Annotated in this window: 12 protein-coding genes; 8 read left to right on the top strand and 4 right to left on the bottom strand. The window is 71.0% G+C overall.

Features of this window, described 5'->3' with window-relative positions; translation table 11 throughout:
- Positions 1-290 precede the first annotated feature (290 nt).
- The 6 genes from ABZT47_RS34685 to ABZT47_RS34710 all read left to right on the top strand — a co-directional run bounded on the left by ABZT47_RS34685 (position 291) and on the right by ABZT47_RS34710 (position 9,044).
- Positions 291-1,982, top strand: a complete 1,692-nt coding sequence (locus ABZT47_RS34685) for a hypothetical protein (protein WP_354851852.1) — start codon at positions 291-293, stop codon at positions 1,980-1,982.
- 9 nt (positions 1,983-1,991) lie between these two features.
- Positions 1,992-4,334: a hypothetical protein gene (locus ABZT47_RS34690; protein ID WP_354851854.1), complete on the top strand. Its 2,343-nt coding sequence runs from the start codon at positions 1,992-1,994 to the stop codon at positions 4,332-4,334.
- 20 nt (positions 4,335-4,354) lie between these two features.
- A complete protein-coding gene (locus ABZT47_RS34695; protein WP_354851856.1) occupies positions 4,355-6,550 on the top strand; it encodes a hypothetical protein in 2,196 nt (731 codons plus the stop codon).
- Between the two features lie 53 nt (positions 6,551-6,603).
- Positions 6,604-7,665: a hypothetical protein gene (locus ABZT47_RS34700; RefSeq protein ID WP_354851858.1), complete on the top strand. Its 1,062-nt coding sequence runs from the start codon at positions 6,604-6,606 to the stop codon at positions 7,663-7,665.
- 41 nt (positions 7,666-7,706) lie between these two features.
- Positions 7,707-8,366, top strand: a complete 660-nt coding sequence (gene lexA / locus ABZT47_RS34705; protein WP_354851859.1) for a transcriptional repressor LexA — start codon at positions 7,707-7,709, stop codon at positions 8,364-8,366.
- 303 nt (positions 8,367-8,669) lie between these two features.
- Positions 8,670-9,044 carry an STAS domain-containing protein gene (locus ABZT47_RS34710; protein WP_354851861.1) on the top strand — a complete coding sequence of 125 codons (375 nt, stop codon included), beginning with the start codon at positions 8,670-8,672 and terminating at the stop codon, positions 9,042-9,044.
- Positions 9,045-9,177: 133 nt separating this feature from the next.
- Here the strand turns inward: ABZT47_RS34710 and ABZT47_RS34715 are convergent, their stop codons facing one another.
- Positions 9,178-9,915, bottom strand: a complete 738-nt coding sequence (locus ABZT47_RS34715) for a MerR family transcriptional regulator (RefSeq protein WP_354851862.1) — start codon at positions 9,913-9,915, stop codon at positions 9,178-9,180.
- Between the two features lie 189 nt (positions 9,916-10,104).
- Here ABZT47_RS34715 and ABZT47_RS34720 point away from each other — a divergent pair, with 189 nt between their 5' ends.
- A complete protein-coding gene (locus ABZT47_RS34720) occupies positions 10,105-11,175 on the top strand; it encodes a virginiamycin B lyase (protein WP_354851864.1) in 1,071 nt (356 codons plus the stop codon).
- 187 nt (positions 11,176-11,362) lie between these two features.
- On the top strand, positions 11,363-12,781 hold the full coding sequence (locus tag ABZT47_RS34725) for a M20/M25/M40 family metallo-hydrolase (protein ID WP_354851866.1): 1,419 nt from the start codon (positions 11,363-11,365) through the stop codon (positions 12,779-12,781).
- 4 nt (positions 12,782-12,785) lie between these two features.
- Here ABZT47_RS34725 and ABZT47_RS34730 read toward each other — a convergent pair whose 3' ends face one another.
- The 3 genes from ABZT47_RS34730 to ABZT47_RS34740 form a co-directional block, all read right to left on the bottom strand.
- Positions 12,786-14,423 (bottom strand): beta-xylosidase, encoded by a 1,638-nt coding sequence (locus ABZT47_RS34730; protein ID WP_354851867.1) that lies wholly within the window; start codon positions 14,421-14,423, stop codon positions 12,786-12,788.
- A gap of 70 nt (positions 14,424-14,493) precedes the next feature.
- Positions 14,494-15,435 (bottom strand): carbohydrate ABC transporter permease, encoded by a 942-nt coding sequence (locus ABZT47_RS34735; RefSeq protein ID WP_354851869.1) that lies wholly within the window; start codon positions 15,433-15,435, stop codon positions 14,494-14,496.
- Entirely contained in the window at positions 15,419-16,372 is a 954-nt protein-coding gene (locus ABZT47_RS34740) for a sugar ABC transporter permease (protein ID WP_354851871.1), read from the bottom strand. Before ABZT47_RS34740 ends, ABZT47_RS34735 begins: the two co-directional genes overlap by 17 nt.
- Positions 16,373-16,538: the final 166 nt, after the last annotated feature.

A 16,538-nucleotide genomic window follows, 5' to 3' on the forward strand; every position in this document is an offset into this window, starting at 1 on the left:
GCGACGATCTCACCCGCCATAAACACACGTCAAGACAAATAGCCACGCCTGTATATCGGTCCAAATCTGAGACCTCATATCCCGCTAATTAGCTTGTTGGACCCCGGCTCCGGCGTCTACAGTCGCCCCAACGATCGAGGCAGGGGGGTCGTTTGCTGTCGCTGCCCGCATTGCCGCTCGGGGGAGCGGATCTTGTTTTCGCCGATGACCATGATCGGTCGGTCTATTACTTCGTACCCGCGATTCCCGGTGTCCGTCGCGGGCCGGATGGATCATCCTGCTTCTCATTTATGAAATATCGGACAAATAGTGGTAATGGGGGCAGCTTTCTCAGCCTGCAGACCGAACTGGCCGGCCCGGGCGCCGCTTTGGCCGACCGGCTGCGTGCGCACTCCGGCGGCCTGACCCCCGACATCCGATCGCCGCGGTTCGTCGACGGCAGGGCATGGCTCACCGTCCCGGGCCAGGCACCGATCTCCGTCCGGCCCTCGCTGATGGACGGCTGCACGGCCACCTTCGAGGCCACCCTGACGGCCGAGGCGGCCACACTGGTGTGGGAGCAGGCCCGCGGCACCACCTCCCCGCTGACGGTGGCCTACGACCTGACCTTCCTCGCCCGGCTACCCGAAGGCAGGGTGCGCCTGTGGTCGGCGGGCGGCGAGGCGGGCGTGGACGTCCTCGACCGCGACGACGAGCGCGACACGTCCTTGGAAGAGTTCCGGCGGCAGCTCGCGGAGTGGGCGGCACGCGACCTGGCCGCGGACGGCGCGGACTACGACGTCGTCCTGTCGGCCGGCGCGGTCATCACCGGCAGGGCGGGCCCGGGCGGGAACCTCACGCTGCCCGCGGAGGGGTGGCACGAGTCCGACCTGAGCGCGCCGATCTTCCGCACGCTGCGCGTGGAGACGCAGTGCGACGCCGACTTCGCCGGTGACGACCTCCACTCGGTCCGGCTGCGGCTGCGGTGCGGATCGTTCCGGCACGAGGCCCTGTTTACCGACAGCGCCTCGGTGGACGTCGCCGAGACCGTCCTGCCGCCCGGCGGCGAGCCGGTCTACACCTACGACGCGGTCGTCCAGTTCGCCGGCACCGCGGCCACCGCGACCCTGCCCGAGGCCACCTCACGGGGCCGCTACCTGCTGCTGCGCGTGCCCGCCGCCGGGCGGCTGCGCGTGGAGGTCGAGGGCACGGCCGTGGACTGGGGGCCGACCGAGTCGGTGGAGATCGGGCTGCGGTACGACGGGGTGGTGGACACCGTGCTGCTGCGCGAGGACCTGCGCCGCGCGGTGTCCGAGCGGCGCGTCTCCACGCTGATCGACCGGCCCTGGGAGCACCGGGTGCGGTACAACCTGCGCACGGGCCGCCGCGTCGAGCGGCCCTGGACGCCGGGCCGGGGCGACCGCCTGGTGCTCACCGGCCCCTACGACCGTTTCCTCGCCGTGCGGCTGCGGGCACCGGGCGGGTTCGGCACGGCGACGGCGCACATCGTCCAGTGCGAGCACACCGGCACCGACGGCCGGGTCACCCGGGAGACCCTGGTGCTGCGGCCCGGCGCGGAGACCGCGACGTGGACCGTCGGCCTGCTGCCCGGCGAGCCGCCCGGCTTCCGGTACAAGGTGGCCAGCACCTACGCGAACGGCGAGCAGCGCGCCGGAGAGTGGGTCGAGGCCTCCGGGTCCCAGGTCGTCGAGGTCGGAGACATGCCCGAGACGGTGCTGACCGTCACCGTGGCCGACGACCTGGTCGACTACGCCCAGGTCAAGCTCGTCGTGGTGCGGCTGACCGGCCCCGGCGCCACCGCCTCCCTGAGCTTCTCCCCCGCGCAGCGGGGCGCCCGCGCCTGGACCGCGCCGGTGCCCCCGGGCGCGCCCGCCGCCTACACCTGGACCGCGACGTACTACCTGGCCGACGGGACGCGCAGGACCGTGCCGGACACCGCCTCGGACCACAAGATCCTCGTCCTGCGACTGCCACCCCCGTAGGGAGCGGAGATGCTCAACCTCTTCAACAAGTTCATCGTCCCCGGCGTCGACCATGTGGAGATCTATCAGGACGACGAGGACGAGCTGCAGTTCTGGATGGTCAAGGGCAAGCCGTCGCTGGCCCTGACCGACGACGGCGGGCCCTCCATCTCGTTCATGGCGTTCGCGCGCGATCTGAGCCTCATGGCCACGGCGGCGGAGCAACTCCCCAAGGGCGAGACCGAGGGCGGGTTGCTCAGCATGACCCTCGAACTGGTCGTCAGCCAGGAGGACCAGGAGAAGATCATCGACTACATCACGGCCGACGTCCTGAACGGCGGGATGACGGCCTCGATGCACGAGGGGGCCGTCGCCTACCGCCGGCGTTCCGGAGCCTCTGGCACGCCCCGCCTCTCCTACCCGACCTGGGTGGACGGCACGGTGAAGTTCGTCATGATGCCCAATACCGGACCGACGTTCCTCAAGGGCTACGAAGGGTCGGACAAGCCCTCCCTGACCACCGGCAACCTCGCGAGCTTCACCATGCTGCTCGGCCAGGAGGGCGCGCGCCTGCTCCGCGAGTCGATGAAGAGCGGGGTCTCGCCAGGGGGCGTCTACTACAGCCTCAGGTACCAGGCCAGGCTGCCCAACATCCACATCTCTATCACCGGGAACTCCGAGGACGTCTACAACGAGCTCAAGGAGCACACCACGGTCGAGGAGAAGAAGGGTGATGTGGTCGTCCGCAGATATCCGCAGATATCCAGCCTCACAGAGCTGCAGACCAAGATCGCGAGCCTGCACGTGACGTTCGACAAGGTCAACTTCCCGGCCATGGACGGCCAGGGCCAGGCCGAGGCCGATGAGGCGTCCAAGCAGCTGGAGAGCCTCGTGCTCGACATCGCCCAGGGCTACCTCAAGAACCGCTTCTTCACCCCCGGGTTCACCCCCGACCTCAACAAGGACAAGCTCGGCACCGACCCGCTGCAGAACTTCAAGCCGGCGGGCACTCCCGTCCTCGGCGGCAACCAGCTCTGGCTCAAGGACTTCACCCAGTCCATGAAGGGCACCATCGACTTCACTCTGGACGGCCGGGTGTCGCAGCCGGTCAGCGTGCACCCCAACGCCAAGCTGTTCGAAGTGATCGACCCCGGGGTGCTGAGCGCGCTGACGGTGGAGGCCGACCTCAACACCCCGATCTTCCACCGCCTCGACGTCCCCGTCCGGGTCACCGCCGAGTTCGAGAAGGACCCGATCCACACCATCCAGGTGCACCTGGACTACCGGCAGACCGACGACCGGCCGGGCCACGCCGAGACCAAGGCCGCCTCGCAGACGTTCGACTTCACCACCGGCAAGGAGGTCTATTACTTCCGCACGTCGATGGCCAAGGCCGCGGACGGCACCCCCAAGGACACCTTCACCTATTCGAGCACGCTCCACTACCGGGCCTCGCAGAACTCGGTGCACGTCCCGCCCGTCCAGACCAACCTGAAGAGCCTCGTCATCGGCTACGACGCCCTGAGTTGCGTGCAGGTCACCTGCGTCAGCGGGAAGATCCCGTGGGAGGTCGTCAAGCGGGCCGACGTCACGTTCCGCTACCCCGGCCTGAACTCCCCCTCCGCCACCAAGACGGTGACGCTGACCTCCGGCGAGAGCGAGGGCAGTTGGTTCACCTACACCGACGGCAACCCGTCCCGGGAGTACGAGTACCAGGTCGTCCTCAGCCTGCTGGACGACAGCCGGATGGAACTTCCGCCCGTGCGCTCCACCGAGCCCCGCCCGGTGATCGACACCTCGTTCGACGACACGCTCACCGTCACCTTCACCCCGCAGGGGGCCTTCCCGCCGATCTCGTCGATCGTGCTGTCGGTCCGCTACGAGGACCCCGCCAACCACTATGAGGTCGACGCCGTGCACGTCTTCGAGGCCCACGACGACCCGTGGGTCTGGAAGGTGTGGCTGCGCGACCCCGACCGGCAGGAGTACCGGTACAAGGTCGACGTGGCCTACGCCGACGGCGCGGCGAGCATCGGCGAATGGCAGACCGGCGACGAGCGCGCGCAGTTCGTCGGCGAGGTGACCGGCGCCACCCTGAACGTCGAGGTGCAGCCGGCGCTGCTGGACATGTCCAAGTGGCGGCTGGTCGTGGTCCGGCTCAGGCACACCGACCCCGCCACCGGCCGCACCACCGAGAAGACCGTCCAGTACACCCCGGGAACCACGCCCGCGAGCCAGACCTGGACGGTCCCGCTGCGGGACGCCTCCGCCGCCCGGTTCACCTACGAGATCCAGGGCTACGGCGTGGACGGCGTCAAGAAGGTCGTCGGCCCCGTCACCACCGACGACCCGTTCCTCGTCATCGAGCTCTAAACGGCAGGACAGGAGAACAGATGGAAGGCGAGTTCCCGGCGAACGCCGCCGGACGCGTGCCGCTGTTCCTCGGCGACGACCCGTCGGTGCTCACCCGGTTCACCGGCGCGGTGGCCCAGGCGGAGGCCGAGGCCGCGCCGGTGCTCACCGCGCCGCCCTCCCGGGTCCACCTGCCGTGCGCCGGCGTCTCCGGCCAGACGTACTACGTGCCGGTGGCCTCGATCCCCCGGCGCACGCCGTCCTCGGCCACGCCCGCGGTCTTCCTCGCCAAATCGGGGGACGCCTGGGAGCTGCGGGTCACGCTGGAGCTCGGCCGCCACCCCGCGATCCCCGCCGGCGCCGCGCCGCTGCCGGTGGAGGAGGTGAAGGTCGCCTTCACCACCTCCGTCCCGGGGGTCTCCGTGGTCTTCGGCGAGGTCCACGAGGAGCCCGCCGGCGGCACGGGGGCGGCGCGCCGACTGGTCGCCGTGGCCCGGCTGGACGACGCCGCCCGGGTGGCCGCGGTGCTGCAGAAGGACCAGACCGCGGCGCTCACGGTCACCGGCACCGTCCACTGGCGGCTGGCCCTGCCCGAGCCGGAGCAGGACGATTCCGGCGACGGCCCCGACCCCTTCAAGCTTCCCCCCAAGGAGATCGCCATCGACAGGGGGCCGCTCAGGCCGCACCCCATCGAGCTCACCCCGATCATCGACCAGGCCGACCCCGCTCTCGTCGAGTACCACCCGGTGGAGGTCACCTTCACCGCCGCGGCCCTCGTGGCCGAGGACGTCCCCCTCGCCCCGCGAATCCAGCGGCTCGATCGCCGGCTGTTACGCACCCCCGACCAGTGGGTGCTGCGGGTACCGGTCCCGGCATACCGGTCCGAACCGCACGAGGACACGCTGGCGCTCGCGGCCGACCAGCGGGGGATCTCCATGTGGTTCCCCACCGAGTCGCACGCCAACCGGCCGATCTACGCGCTGGTCAACAGCGCGATCGGGTTCGACCCCGACACCGTGTGGATCGCCGGGCCCGCGGGGCCGTGGAAGGCCTCCCCCGTCCCCAACCAGTACTACGTGCTGCCCACCGAGTACCGGCTGGCGTTCGACACCGCACGGCGCATCCCGGCGGTGACGGCGCTGCTGCGCGAGCAACCGGTGCCCGAGGGCCGCCCGCCGAGCGCCGCCTACCGCGTCCGGGTGCGGTTCGGGCTGACGCCGTGGTTCGCCCCCGAGCCGCTCGAACGGCTCCGCGCCACGATCGCCGAGGCGGAGAACCTCGCCTACCCCGAGTTCGTCGTGGGGGGTCTGGAGAAGACAGAGTTCCGCCCGTCCTCGCTGTTCACCGGCCTCGGCGGCGACGTCGTGGAGCAGCCGGACGGGTCGGCCGTCGACCCCGCCGGGTTCGAGCTGGTCTACGACTGCAGCCTTGAGTTCTACACGCTGCTGTGCCGCATGCTCGCCCCCGCGCAGGGGCCCGCGACCGGCATCGAGGCCGCCGTCCGCCTCACGCTCAAGACCTCGCCCGAGGACGCCGGCACGGTCAGGGAGATCCCCGTGCGGATCAGGCTGGACAACCCCGGCGACGAGTTCCTGCAGGTCGAGCCGGACGGCGCCGGCGCGCTCACCGCGCGGGTCAAGAACCTCGCCGCCGGGGCCGCGACCGTGCGGCGAGCGGTGGCGACGCTGCTGGTCATGACCCCGGCCGGGCAGCAGCCCGTCGACGCCGTCCCCGCGGACCTCTCCCCGCTGCCGTTCACCGTCCCGCCGGGCGGTGAGACCTCCGTGACCCTGACACCCCGCGAGCCGGTCGACCCGCGCGTCGTCGGCCGGATGGCCTTGGACTTCGACCGCGTGACGCTGGAGGTCACCGCGGCCGACGTGCTGGAGCGCGTGCACGAGCTCGCCGCGACCGTGAACCTCGACACGACCGTGCGGGTGCGGAGCTTCCAGCTCCAGCACGCCGACGGCCTGCCGCCGGCGCTCGCGGACCTGGAGGGCCTGGAGGTCCAGCTCAGACGGGGCGGCACCGAACCCGTGACCGTCTTCCTGACCCGCGAGGAGTACGAAAAGACCGTGCGCCTCGCCTACACCCTCGCCGACCTGGTGGCGGGCATGTCCCCCGACGCGCCCCGGTTCGAGTGGCGGCGGCGCAACCTGACCAGGGCGGGCACCGGCGCGTTCTCCGCGTGGGAGCCGATGACCGGCGGCGACCTGTACGTGCCGCCCGTCACCTGACCGGGCGTGCTCACGCGAACAGAACGGCACACGGCAGTCAAGGGGAGCAGCAGATGACAGCGGCACGCAGCACCGTCGTCACGGTAACCAACGCCACCGGCCAGGTGCTCGGCAAGGCCTGGCAGGACCTGCCGCACGGCATCTGGAGCGGCGGCATCGAACCCGCCTGGACGATAGGCCCCGGCGAGACCGTCAGCTGGCGGACCGAGTCCAACGGCGTGCTCACCGGCACCGAGGGCCGGGTCGGCTACCACATCGGCGACGCCGGCCCGATCGCCGAGCTCCACTGGGACAACCCCTACGGCGGGAGCAACAGCTACGACGAGGTGTGCCCGCCCGGCTGGGCGATGCTGCGCGGTGGCGGAGCCGGCGCCACCACCACCGTCACCTGGCTGCTGGAACCGGCCCAGTGGCACCTGACCCCCTTCCGGCCCAGCACGCACGGCTTCCGGTTCCCCAACAGCTGGCCGGCGGGCACCACGGACACGACCATCGACCTCGGCCTGGCCCGCCTCCCCATCGGCGACGCCTCCAACGGCCTGTGCGGCGGCATGGTGTACGCCGCCCTGGACTACTACATGGCCGGCCGGAGCATCCCCCCGCAGGTCGTGGCGCCGCCCGGCCAGGGAGACCCGCTGTTCGACTTCCTGGTGAGCCGGCTGTTCGACTCCTTCGACATCCCGAACCTGCCCGCCCGGCTGTTCGCCATCATGGAACCGGCCTACCCCGACACCGACGGCGGCGTGCTGGAGCCGGTCGGGCTCATGTCGGGCCGGTCCGCCGTGATGATCAGGGAGGCGTGGCCGAACATCAAGGAGTGGATCGACGCGGGGGTGCCCCGGCCGATCTGCCTGGTCAAGCTCAAGAGCCTCAACCCGGGCGACCTCGGCCGCAACCACCAGGTGCTGGTGTGGGGCTACTACGTGAACGGGACGGGCGTCGCGCTCGCGCTGTACGACCCGAACGACCCGCGCGACGACACGTGCTCGCTGTGGTTCGACGCCGCGCGCACCGACGTCGTCGTCGGCGTCGGCACCAACCCGCCCGATCTCGGCCCGGTCCTATGTTTCCTGACCACCGCCTACACGCCTGCCCAGCCGCCCCCGGGAACCTGACCCACCCGCCGCCGGGTGCCGGTGCGTCTAGCATTTCCCGGGTGACGACTTACGACGATGCCGACCTGTCCGAGTACCTGGACTCCTCGGTGCTGCCGCGGCGCCAGCAGCGGATCCTGGCCGTGATCCGCGACTGGGTGGTCAGGTACGGGTATCCGCCGAGCACGCGTCAGATCGCCGACGCGGTCGGGCTGCGGTCGTCGTCATCGGTGTCGAAACACCTGAAGAGCCTGGAGGAGAACGGGTACCTCCGCCGGAGCGCCACGATGACCCGGCCGATCGACGTGCGCCTGTTCCTGCGGGCATCGGCGCCGGAGTCGGCCGGCGACCTGGTGAGCGTGCCCGTGGTCGGGGAGATCGCCGCGGGCACCCCCATCCTGGCCGACCAGCACCTGGACGAGACGCTGACCCTGCCCCGCGACCTCACCGGGCGCGGCGAGGTGTTCGGTCTCCGCGTGCGGGGCGATTCGATGATCGACGCCGCGATCTGCGACGGGGACATCGTCGTGGTACGGCGGCAGCCCGAGGCGCACTCGGGCCAGATCGTCGCCGCGATGATCGACGGCGAGGCCACCGTCAAGGTGTACCGCCGGCGCGGCGGGCACGTCCTTCTCGAACCGCGCAACCCCGCCTACGACGTGATCGACGGTGACGCCGCCGTGGTGCTGGGCATCGTGGTCTCCGTCCTGCGCAGCGTCTGACCTCCCCGCCCTGCCCGGCGCCTCTGCCCGGCGCCTCTGCCCGCGTCCGGTGAGGTCGCGCGTTGGCCCGCCTCGCGGTTCGATGCCTGCCTCGGTGCCCGGTGGCCGTTCTCGCTGGTGGCCGGGGGGTCGCCGTTTCCCTTCTCGCCCTCAGGGCATACGCCGGGGCATGGACCGATCGCGGGGCCGGAGGGTCGCGGCCGGGTCCTCACCGCGATCGCTCACGGCGGCGGCGAGGGCGCATGTGCCATCCGGCGTCGCCCAGGCGGGCGACGCCGGCTTCACCTCCACGAAGGAGCCACCATGACTTCCAAGTCATGTTCCAATCGCGTTTTCACCGTCGTGTCGGACCGGCGGGACGATGCCGTCGTCGTCCGCGCCGCCGGCGCTCTCGACCTGGACTCCGCTCCCGTCCTGCGGAAGGAACTGCACCACATAGAGGGATCGCCCGAGGTCCGGGTGGTGATCGTCGATCTGGAGGCGGTCACCTTCTGCGACTCGATCGGGATGAGCGAGCTCGTCCTCGCCTTACACCGCGGTGAGGCCCAGGGCAGGAGGTTCATGCTCGCCGGCGTCCCCGCCGCCCTCACGCGACTGCTGGCCGTCACCGCCCTGGACAGGGCGTTCGACATCCACCCCACCCTCGACGACGCCCTCCGCGCGGCGACCGCCCCCTGAGGCCGGCGAGCCCACCGCGCCGCCGCCTTCTGCCCCGGCCGGGGACCCGCCCCCGCGAGGTCCCCTGGTGACCTGCTCCGCCGGAGATGCGCGCCCGGCCGACTCGATCTTGCTCCGGAGAGGGCCAGGAAGTTCAGACGCCGAATCCGACCGCGAACGCCCGTTGGAGGTAGTCCCAGACCTGCGCGGTCAGCACGCCCTGGGTCGCTTCCTCAGGCCCCTTCCGGGCGATCCGGGCGTAGATCGACGACATCATGGCCGGATCCCCGTCCGCCATGTCCCGGATCACCGAGGTCCATCGCCGTGCCAGCTCCTGTACGGCGGGATCGGCGGGGTCGGTTCCGTCGGCGGCGTGCGCCTGGAGTTCGGTGACGATCTGTCCGCCCTGTCGTCGCCATTCGGCGAGCCTGCCGGGGAACCCGGGCTCCAGGTGCCGCCGTTTCGCCTGCTCCGATTGCTCGGGCGTGAAGTCGTTGGCCCGCACCAGTGCCTCCATGGTCTCGATGAGCTGGTCGATGGACGGTTCGGTGGCCCGAAGGATGGCCTGGAGCAGGGCCGTGAGCCGCACCCGCAGCCGTTGGTGCGCTTCGATGGTCCGCTCGACGTGCGCGAGCTGGGCGCCTGCCGCCAGGCCGAGGTCCCCGGGGTCACCCTCGAGCGACTCGGCGATGCGGGCCAGCGGCATCCCGAGCTGGCGCAGCGCGAGGATCCGGTACAGCCTGCGGACGTCGCCGCCGGTGTACATCCGGTGCCCGGCCGGCGTGCGCAGCGTCGGAACCAGCAGGCCGATCCGGTCGAAGTGATGGAGAGCGCGGACGGTGAGGCCGGTCGCCGCGGCCAGGTCACCGATCTTCCAGCATCGTTCGTCCATGTGATCACCCCGGTCGACGCTATTACCTGACGCGACGTCAGGTACAAGGCCCGGTAGCGCCGAGTTCTCCCGGTTGCACCTGACGCGACGTCAGGCGGCACCATCCCTGGCGGGGTCCGCTGCGCGGGCCGGCGGGCAGCCGCCGTGCCGTGGGCCCGTCCCGACCGCACCCGACAAGGAGAGCCGTTCATGCATGCGCGGACATTCGGCGGACGAGTTCTGCGGACGATCGCCGGGGTCGTCCTCGCCGTCGCGCCGTCCACCGCCTTCACCGGTCCGGCGCACGCCGGAACCACCGGGCCACTGCACGCCCGAACCACCGGGCCACTGCGCGCCGGGACGCACCGCACCCCGGTCGTGACCGAGTTTCCCGTCACGCCCGGCTCCGGCGCGACCTTCCTGGCCGCCGGCCCGGGCGGAGCCGTGTGGTTCACCGAGCTCACCGGCGACCGCATCGGGCGCGTCCGCGGCGATGGCACCCTCACCGAGTTCCCGGTCCCGACGCCCGACAGCGCTCCGCTCGACGTGACCGCCGGACCGGACGGAGCCATGTGGTTCACCGAGTTCCTCGGCAACAAGATCGGCCGGATCACCGGTGACGGCGGTGTCACCGAAGTCCCGATGCCGACCCCCGGCAGCCGCCCGGAGGGCATCGCCGCCGCCCGGGACGGAAGCCTCTGGTTCACCGAGGGAGCGGCCGGCAAGATCGGGCGCCTCACCCCCGCGGGTGAGATCACGGAGTTTCCGCTGCCCACCGAAGGCGGTTCCCCCCACGCCATCACGGCCGGCCCGGACGGCGCGATGTGGTTCACCGACCCGGGCGGCGACCGGATCGGCCGCATCACCCTGACCGGGCTGATCACCGAGTTCGTCCTTCCGACCCCGCGGAGCGGCCCGCACCGCATCGTCACCGGCCCGGACCATGCTCTGTGGTTCACCGAGCGCGCCGCCGACCGGATCGGCCGCATCACGCCGAGCGGCCGGTTCACCGAGTTCCGGCTCCCCGAGGGTCGTCAGCCTCTCGACATCACCCGGGGCCCGGGCGGGGACCTTTGGTTCACCGAACGGGCCGCCGGCTGCGTCGGGCGGATCACGCCGGCCGGGAGGATCACGCGCTTCGCGGTGCCCACCCCCGCCGCGGGTCCTCTCGGCATCACCGCGGGCGCCGGTAGGACCATCTGGTTCGCCGAGGGCACGACCGACGCGATCGGCCGCCTTCGCGCCCCGCGCCACGACAAGGGCTCCACCGGCTGCCCGTGAGGAAGAGCGATGATGGCCGGGCCGCTCGCGCCCGGCCATCCGGGCCGCTCATCCCGGTCGCCGGGGCGCGGGCTCCGCCATCCGGGTCGCCGGGGCGCGGGCCCGGCCGTCCGGGTCGCCGAGGACCGGGCTGGGCCGGTCGCACCCGGCGGCGGGCTGCCGCGCGGCCGGGTGCCATGATGTGGCGGTGGATGCCGAGAAAGTACATGAGGCGGTCGCCGACGGCTGGGACGAAGACCTGATGTCCAGCCTTTCCGGGCTGGTGGCGATACCCGCGCTGTCGGCCGCCTACGACGCCGGCTGGGAGCGCGACGGCCACCTGCGCGCCGCCGCCGACCACGTGCGCGATTGGATCACCTCACGTGGCCTGCCGGGCGCTCAGTGTGAGGTCGTCCAGCTCGACGGCCGTGCCCCGCTGCTCGTCGCGGAGATCCCCGCGACCGACGGCGGCGCGGCGGGCGGCACCGTCCTGCTCTACGGTCACCTCGACAAGCAGCCCCCGCTCGGCGACTGGTCCGACGGGCTCGACCCGTGGCGGCCGGTGCTGCGCGGTGACCGGCTGTACGGCCGCGGCTCGGTCGACGACGGGTACTCCGGCTACGCCGCGGTCAGCGCGCTGGCCGCCGTGCGGGCGGCGGGCGGCGACCACGCACGGGCCATCGTGCTGCTGGAGACCGGCGAGGAGTCCGGCAGCCCGGACCTGCCCGCCTACCTGGAGCATCTGTCCGGCCGTCTCGGCGAGGTCTCCCTGGTGGTCTGCCTGGACGGCGGCGGCGGCGACTACGAACGGCTGTGGCTGACCACGAGCCTGCGCGGCGTGGTGCAGGCGACCCTGACCGTGCGCGTGCTGGAGACCGCCGCGCATTCCGGGATCGCGAGCGGCATCGTGCCGAGCTCCTTCCGCGTCATGCGGCGACTGCTGGACCGCGTCGAGGACTCCGAGACCGGTGAGGTCACCATCCCGGAGATGAACGTGCCGATCCCGCCGGACCGGCGGGCCGAGGCCGAGGCGCTGGCCGCGCTGGAGCCGGGGGTCAGCGCGCGCCGTTTCCCTCTCGTCGGCGGAATGCGGCCGGTCTCGGACGACGACGTCGAACTCATCCTGAACAACACCTGGCGGCCGACCCTGTCGGTGATCGGCGCCGCCGGCCTCCCGGACCCCGCGGTGGCCGGAGCCGTGCTCCGCGCCTCGACCTCCCTGCGGCTGAGCTTCCGCACTCCCCCGACGGTCGACGCCGGGGCCGCGCGGGACGCGCTGGTGAGGATCCTCACGACCGACGTGCCCTACGGCGCGCAGGCCGAGGTGCACGACTTCATGCTGCTGGACGGCTGGCAGGCGCCGGCGTCCGCCCTCTGGCTGACCGCGGCCCTGGACGAGATCGGCGACCAGGTGTTCGACGCGCCGTGCCGCGGCTTCGGCCTCGGCGGCGGAATCCCGTTCATGGAGATGCTCAGCCGACGCTACCCCGGCGCGCAGTTCGTCGTCACCGGCGCGCTCGGCGCCGACTCCAACATGCACGTACCGGACGAATGGCTGAACATCCCCTTCGCCAAGCAGGTGACCGAGGCCGTCGCCCACATCCTCGACGCCCACGCCCGCCACTGACCGGTCAGGACGACTGCCGCAGCGACATCACCGCCCATGGCCCGAGTTCGACGTCGAGGGTCAGCACCCCGGTGTCGGGCACGGTCAGCGTGTACCTGAGGAGGGAGTCGGCGACCTCGCGCAGGTGCTCGGTCTCGGCCCGCGACGGGTTGAGGGGCGAGCCGAGGCGGTACCAGGCCTCGGCGACGTTCCCGTGCTCCCAGTCCATGATCTCGACCAGGAACGTGGTGCCCGGCTCCAATTCGCCGATCGTGTGGTGAATCCTGCGGGCCGGCCCCATCTCGGCCCGCGCGCGTGTGGCCGCGTAGGAGTTCTCCGAGCCGACGCCCTTCATGGCCATGTCGTCGGGGTAGTTGAAGAACACCGCCGAGGTGGCCGAGGTCCGGCTGTCACGGGTCACGACTCCATCGGGCGTCGCGAGGAGCAGGCGGTCGCCGAGCCGGCTGAGCATCGCGAACGCGTGCCACGTGGGCTTGTGGATGCCGTTCTCGTTCACCAGGCCGAACCCGCCGTGGAACGGTCCGATGCCGGCGCCGCCCTCCTCGAACACGTCCGTGAAGGTCCAGTAGGCGATGGAGTCGGCGAGGGTGGCGCACTGCAGGAACGACCGGGTGATGGAGGTCGCCGCGAACAGCGTGTCGTGGATGAAGTCGCGGGCCGACGGCGAGGTCGACCACTCGGTGATGTGGATCTCCGCATCAGGGTAGGGGCTGTTCCTGACGAGCTTGCGAAGCAGGGTCAGGTCGTCGAACGTCGCGTCGGCGTACCGGGTGATCGCCACCGCCTGGTCGTCGGCGCCGTAGGCGTAGTCGGTGGGGTAGGTGTGGGTGGAGACGAAGTCGACCGGCAGTTCGCGCTCCGCGCACCAGGCGATGAAGTCCTCGATCCACACCGGGCGCCAGTCGAGCGCGTCCACGTCGGCCGCGGCGGCCGTCCCGCGCATCGCGGGGCGGTCCTCCACTTCGCCCTTGTAGCGGTCGTCGGGCACGAAGACGCTGGTCGCGGGGCCGCCTACCTTCAGCGCGGGATCGATCTTCTTGATCGCCGTCACGGTCCGCCGGTAGAGCTCGAAGTACTCGGTCTTGGTCCCGGTCCAGAAGTGCGGAACCAGGTTCGGCTCGTTCCACACCTCGAACCGCCACCGCCGTACCTCCTCCAGGCCGTACCGGTCGACCCAGTGCTCGACCGACCGGGTGACCAGTTCGACCCAGCGCGCCATGTCCTTGGGGGGACTGCAGTGAGCGCCCCACCAGAACACCGTCTCGGTCGCCGTCGCCAGCTCGCGCGGCATGAACCCCAGCTCGACGAACGGGCGGACACCACAGTCGAGCAGGAAGTCGAACACCTTGTCCACGTAGCTGAATGTGTACACCGGCGCGTCGAGAGGCGTGTCCGGGCCGAACCCGCTGCCGTAGCTTCCCCGGTAGACGAACATGTCGTCGTGGAAGACGCCGTGGAAGCGGATGTACTCGATGCCGAACGCGGCGGCGGCCTCGGCGAACTGCCGTTGCCAGTCGGCGCGCAGCGCTTCGTTCGCGCGGCCGGCGCCGATGCACTTGGCCCAGACGTGCGGGAAGGCGCTCTCGTCGCACGGCCGGCCGTCGATCCGGTACCGGGGTTCGTACACACCGTCGCTGGTCATGGTCTCACTTCTCTAGGCGGGATGGTGCGCGGAAGAACGGCCGGCGCCGGGGGCCGGCGGCGTGTCGCTCTCAGCCCTTGATGGCGCCGAGCGACAGGCCCGACTGCCAGTACCGCTGCAGGCTGAGGAAAGCGACGATCAGCGGGATGATCGTCAGCAGCGAGGAGGTGATCACGAGGTTCTGGATGAGGGCGCCGTTCCCGGCCGTCGAGCCCAGCTTGTTCCACTGGTTGATCCCGACGGTCAGCGGATACCAGGCGGGATCCTTCAGCATGATCAGCGGCAGGAAGTAGTTGTTCCAGATCGACACGAAGGAGAAGAGCAGGACCGTCACGCTCGCCGGGGCGAGCAGCGGGAGCGCGATCTGGACGAAGGTCCTGAACTCCCCGGCGCCGTCGATCTTCGCGGCCTCCAGCAGGCCGCTCGGCACGGCCTCGGCCGCGAACACCCACATCAGGTACAACCCGAACGGGTTGATGAAGGACGGGATCAGCACCGCCCAGGGGGTGTTGGTCATCCCGAGCTGGGCGAACAGCAGGAACTGCGGGATCGCCAGGGCGATGCCGGGGACCGAGATCGACCCCAGCACGACGAACAGGAACACCCGCTTGCCCGTGAAGTCGAGCTTCGCCAGGGCGTACCCGCCGAGGGCGGCCAAGAAGGTGGACACGGTCGCACCAACGACGACATAAGCAACGGTGTTGAGCAGCCACCGGGAGAAGATGCCGTCCTGGTAGGTGAACACCCCGACGATGTTGTCCCACAGGGCGAACCCGCGGCCGGGTGCGAGCCCGAACGTCGAGACGAAGTCGGCCTGCGACTTGGTCGCGTTGATGACCAGCCACACCAGCGGCAGCAGGCAGTACAGGGTGAACAGGGCGGTCATCACCGTGAGGACGGTGCTCTTCCTGGGGTTCTCGATCGTGTAGAGCCGGCGGCCACGACCGGGATGGCGGATCGGCGTGCCGGAGACCTTCCCGGCCCCGGTTCGCCGGCTACTGGTCGAACGCATTCCTCAACCCTCTGATCTGGACGGCGTAGGCGACGGCGATCGTGATCGCCGCCATGACGAGCGCGAGTGCGGCCGCATAGCCCTGCTGCGACCCGGTGAACGCCAGGTTGTAGGCGTACAGGTTGGGCGTGTAGAAGGTGGTGACGCCGCTGTTGGCGACCATCGAGGGCAGGATCTGCGGTTCGTTGAACATCTGGAACGTGCCGATGATCGAGAAGATGATCGTGACGACCAGCGATCCGCGAAGCGCCGGCAGCTTGATCGCGAGGAACACCTGGAGCTCGCCGGCTCCGTCGATCGCGGCCGCCTCGTACAGCTCGCGCGGGACGGCCTTGAGGACGGCGTAGAAGATGAGCATGTTGAAGCCGGTGAACGCCCAGGTGACCATCACCCCGATGGAGGTGAGCGTGGTGCCCGGGGTGAACGGATCGAAGTCGGTGCCCAGAGCGTCGTTCAGGCTGCCGAACAGGCCGTACTTGACGCCCATCAGGAACCCCCACATGAGCGTCGCCACGATCGCCGGCACCGCGTAGGGCAGGAAGATCGTCACTCGCATGAACCTGCCGCCGTGCACGCGCAGGGAGTCCAGCGCCAGCGCCAGTGCCATGGCGACGATCAGCATGATCGGCACCTGGACGAGCGTGAACCGGACGACGCGTCCCACTCCGTCCCAGAACTGGGGGTCCTGCACCAGCTTGGTGTAGTTGGCCAGGCCGACGAACGCGTTGCCCCCGATGAGCTTCTGCCGGAAGAGGCTGAGGTAGGCGGCGTACAGGATGGGCACGATGAACACGAGCGCGAACAGCGCTGCGAAGGGCGCGATGAACGCCAGTCCGATCTGCGACCTGCGGCGCCGGCGAGGCGGCGCCGGACGCCGTGCCGCGGCCGGCGACGCCATGGCCGAAGCGCTGACGTCGAGCCGACGTTCCTGGTCCATGCCCGTGTTCCTTCCGATCCGTTGCGTCGCCCGGCGTTCCTCGCGCACCGGCCGGGGGGGGGGGGGGGGGGGCGGCGGCCCCCCCCCCCCCCCCCCGCGGCGGGGGGGGGGGGGGGGCCCCCCCCCCCCCCGCCCGGGGGGGGGGGGGGGGGGGGCGGGGGGGGCC

It is taken from the genome of Sphaerisporangium sp. NPDC005289 (assembly GCF_040607455.1).
Lineage (GTDB): Bacteria > Actinomycetota > Actinomycetes > Streptosporangiales > Streptosporangiaceae > Sphaerisporangium > Sphaerisporangium rhizosphaerae.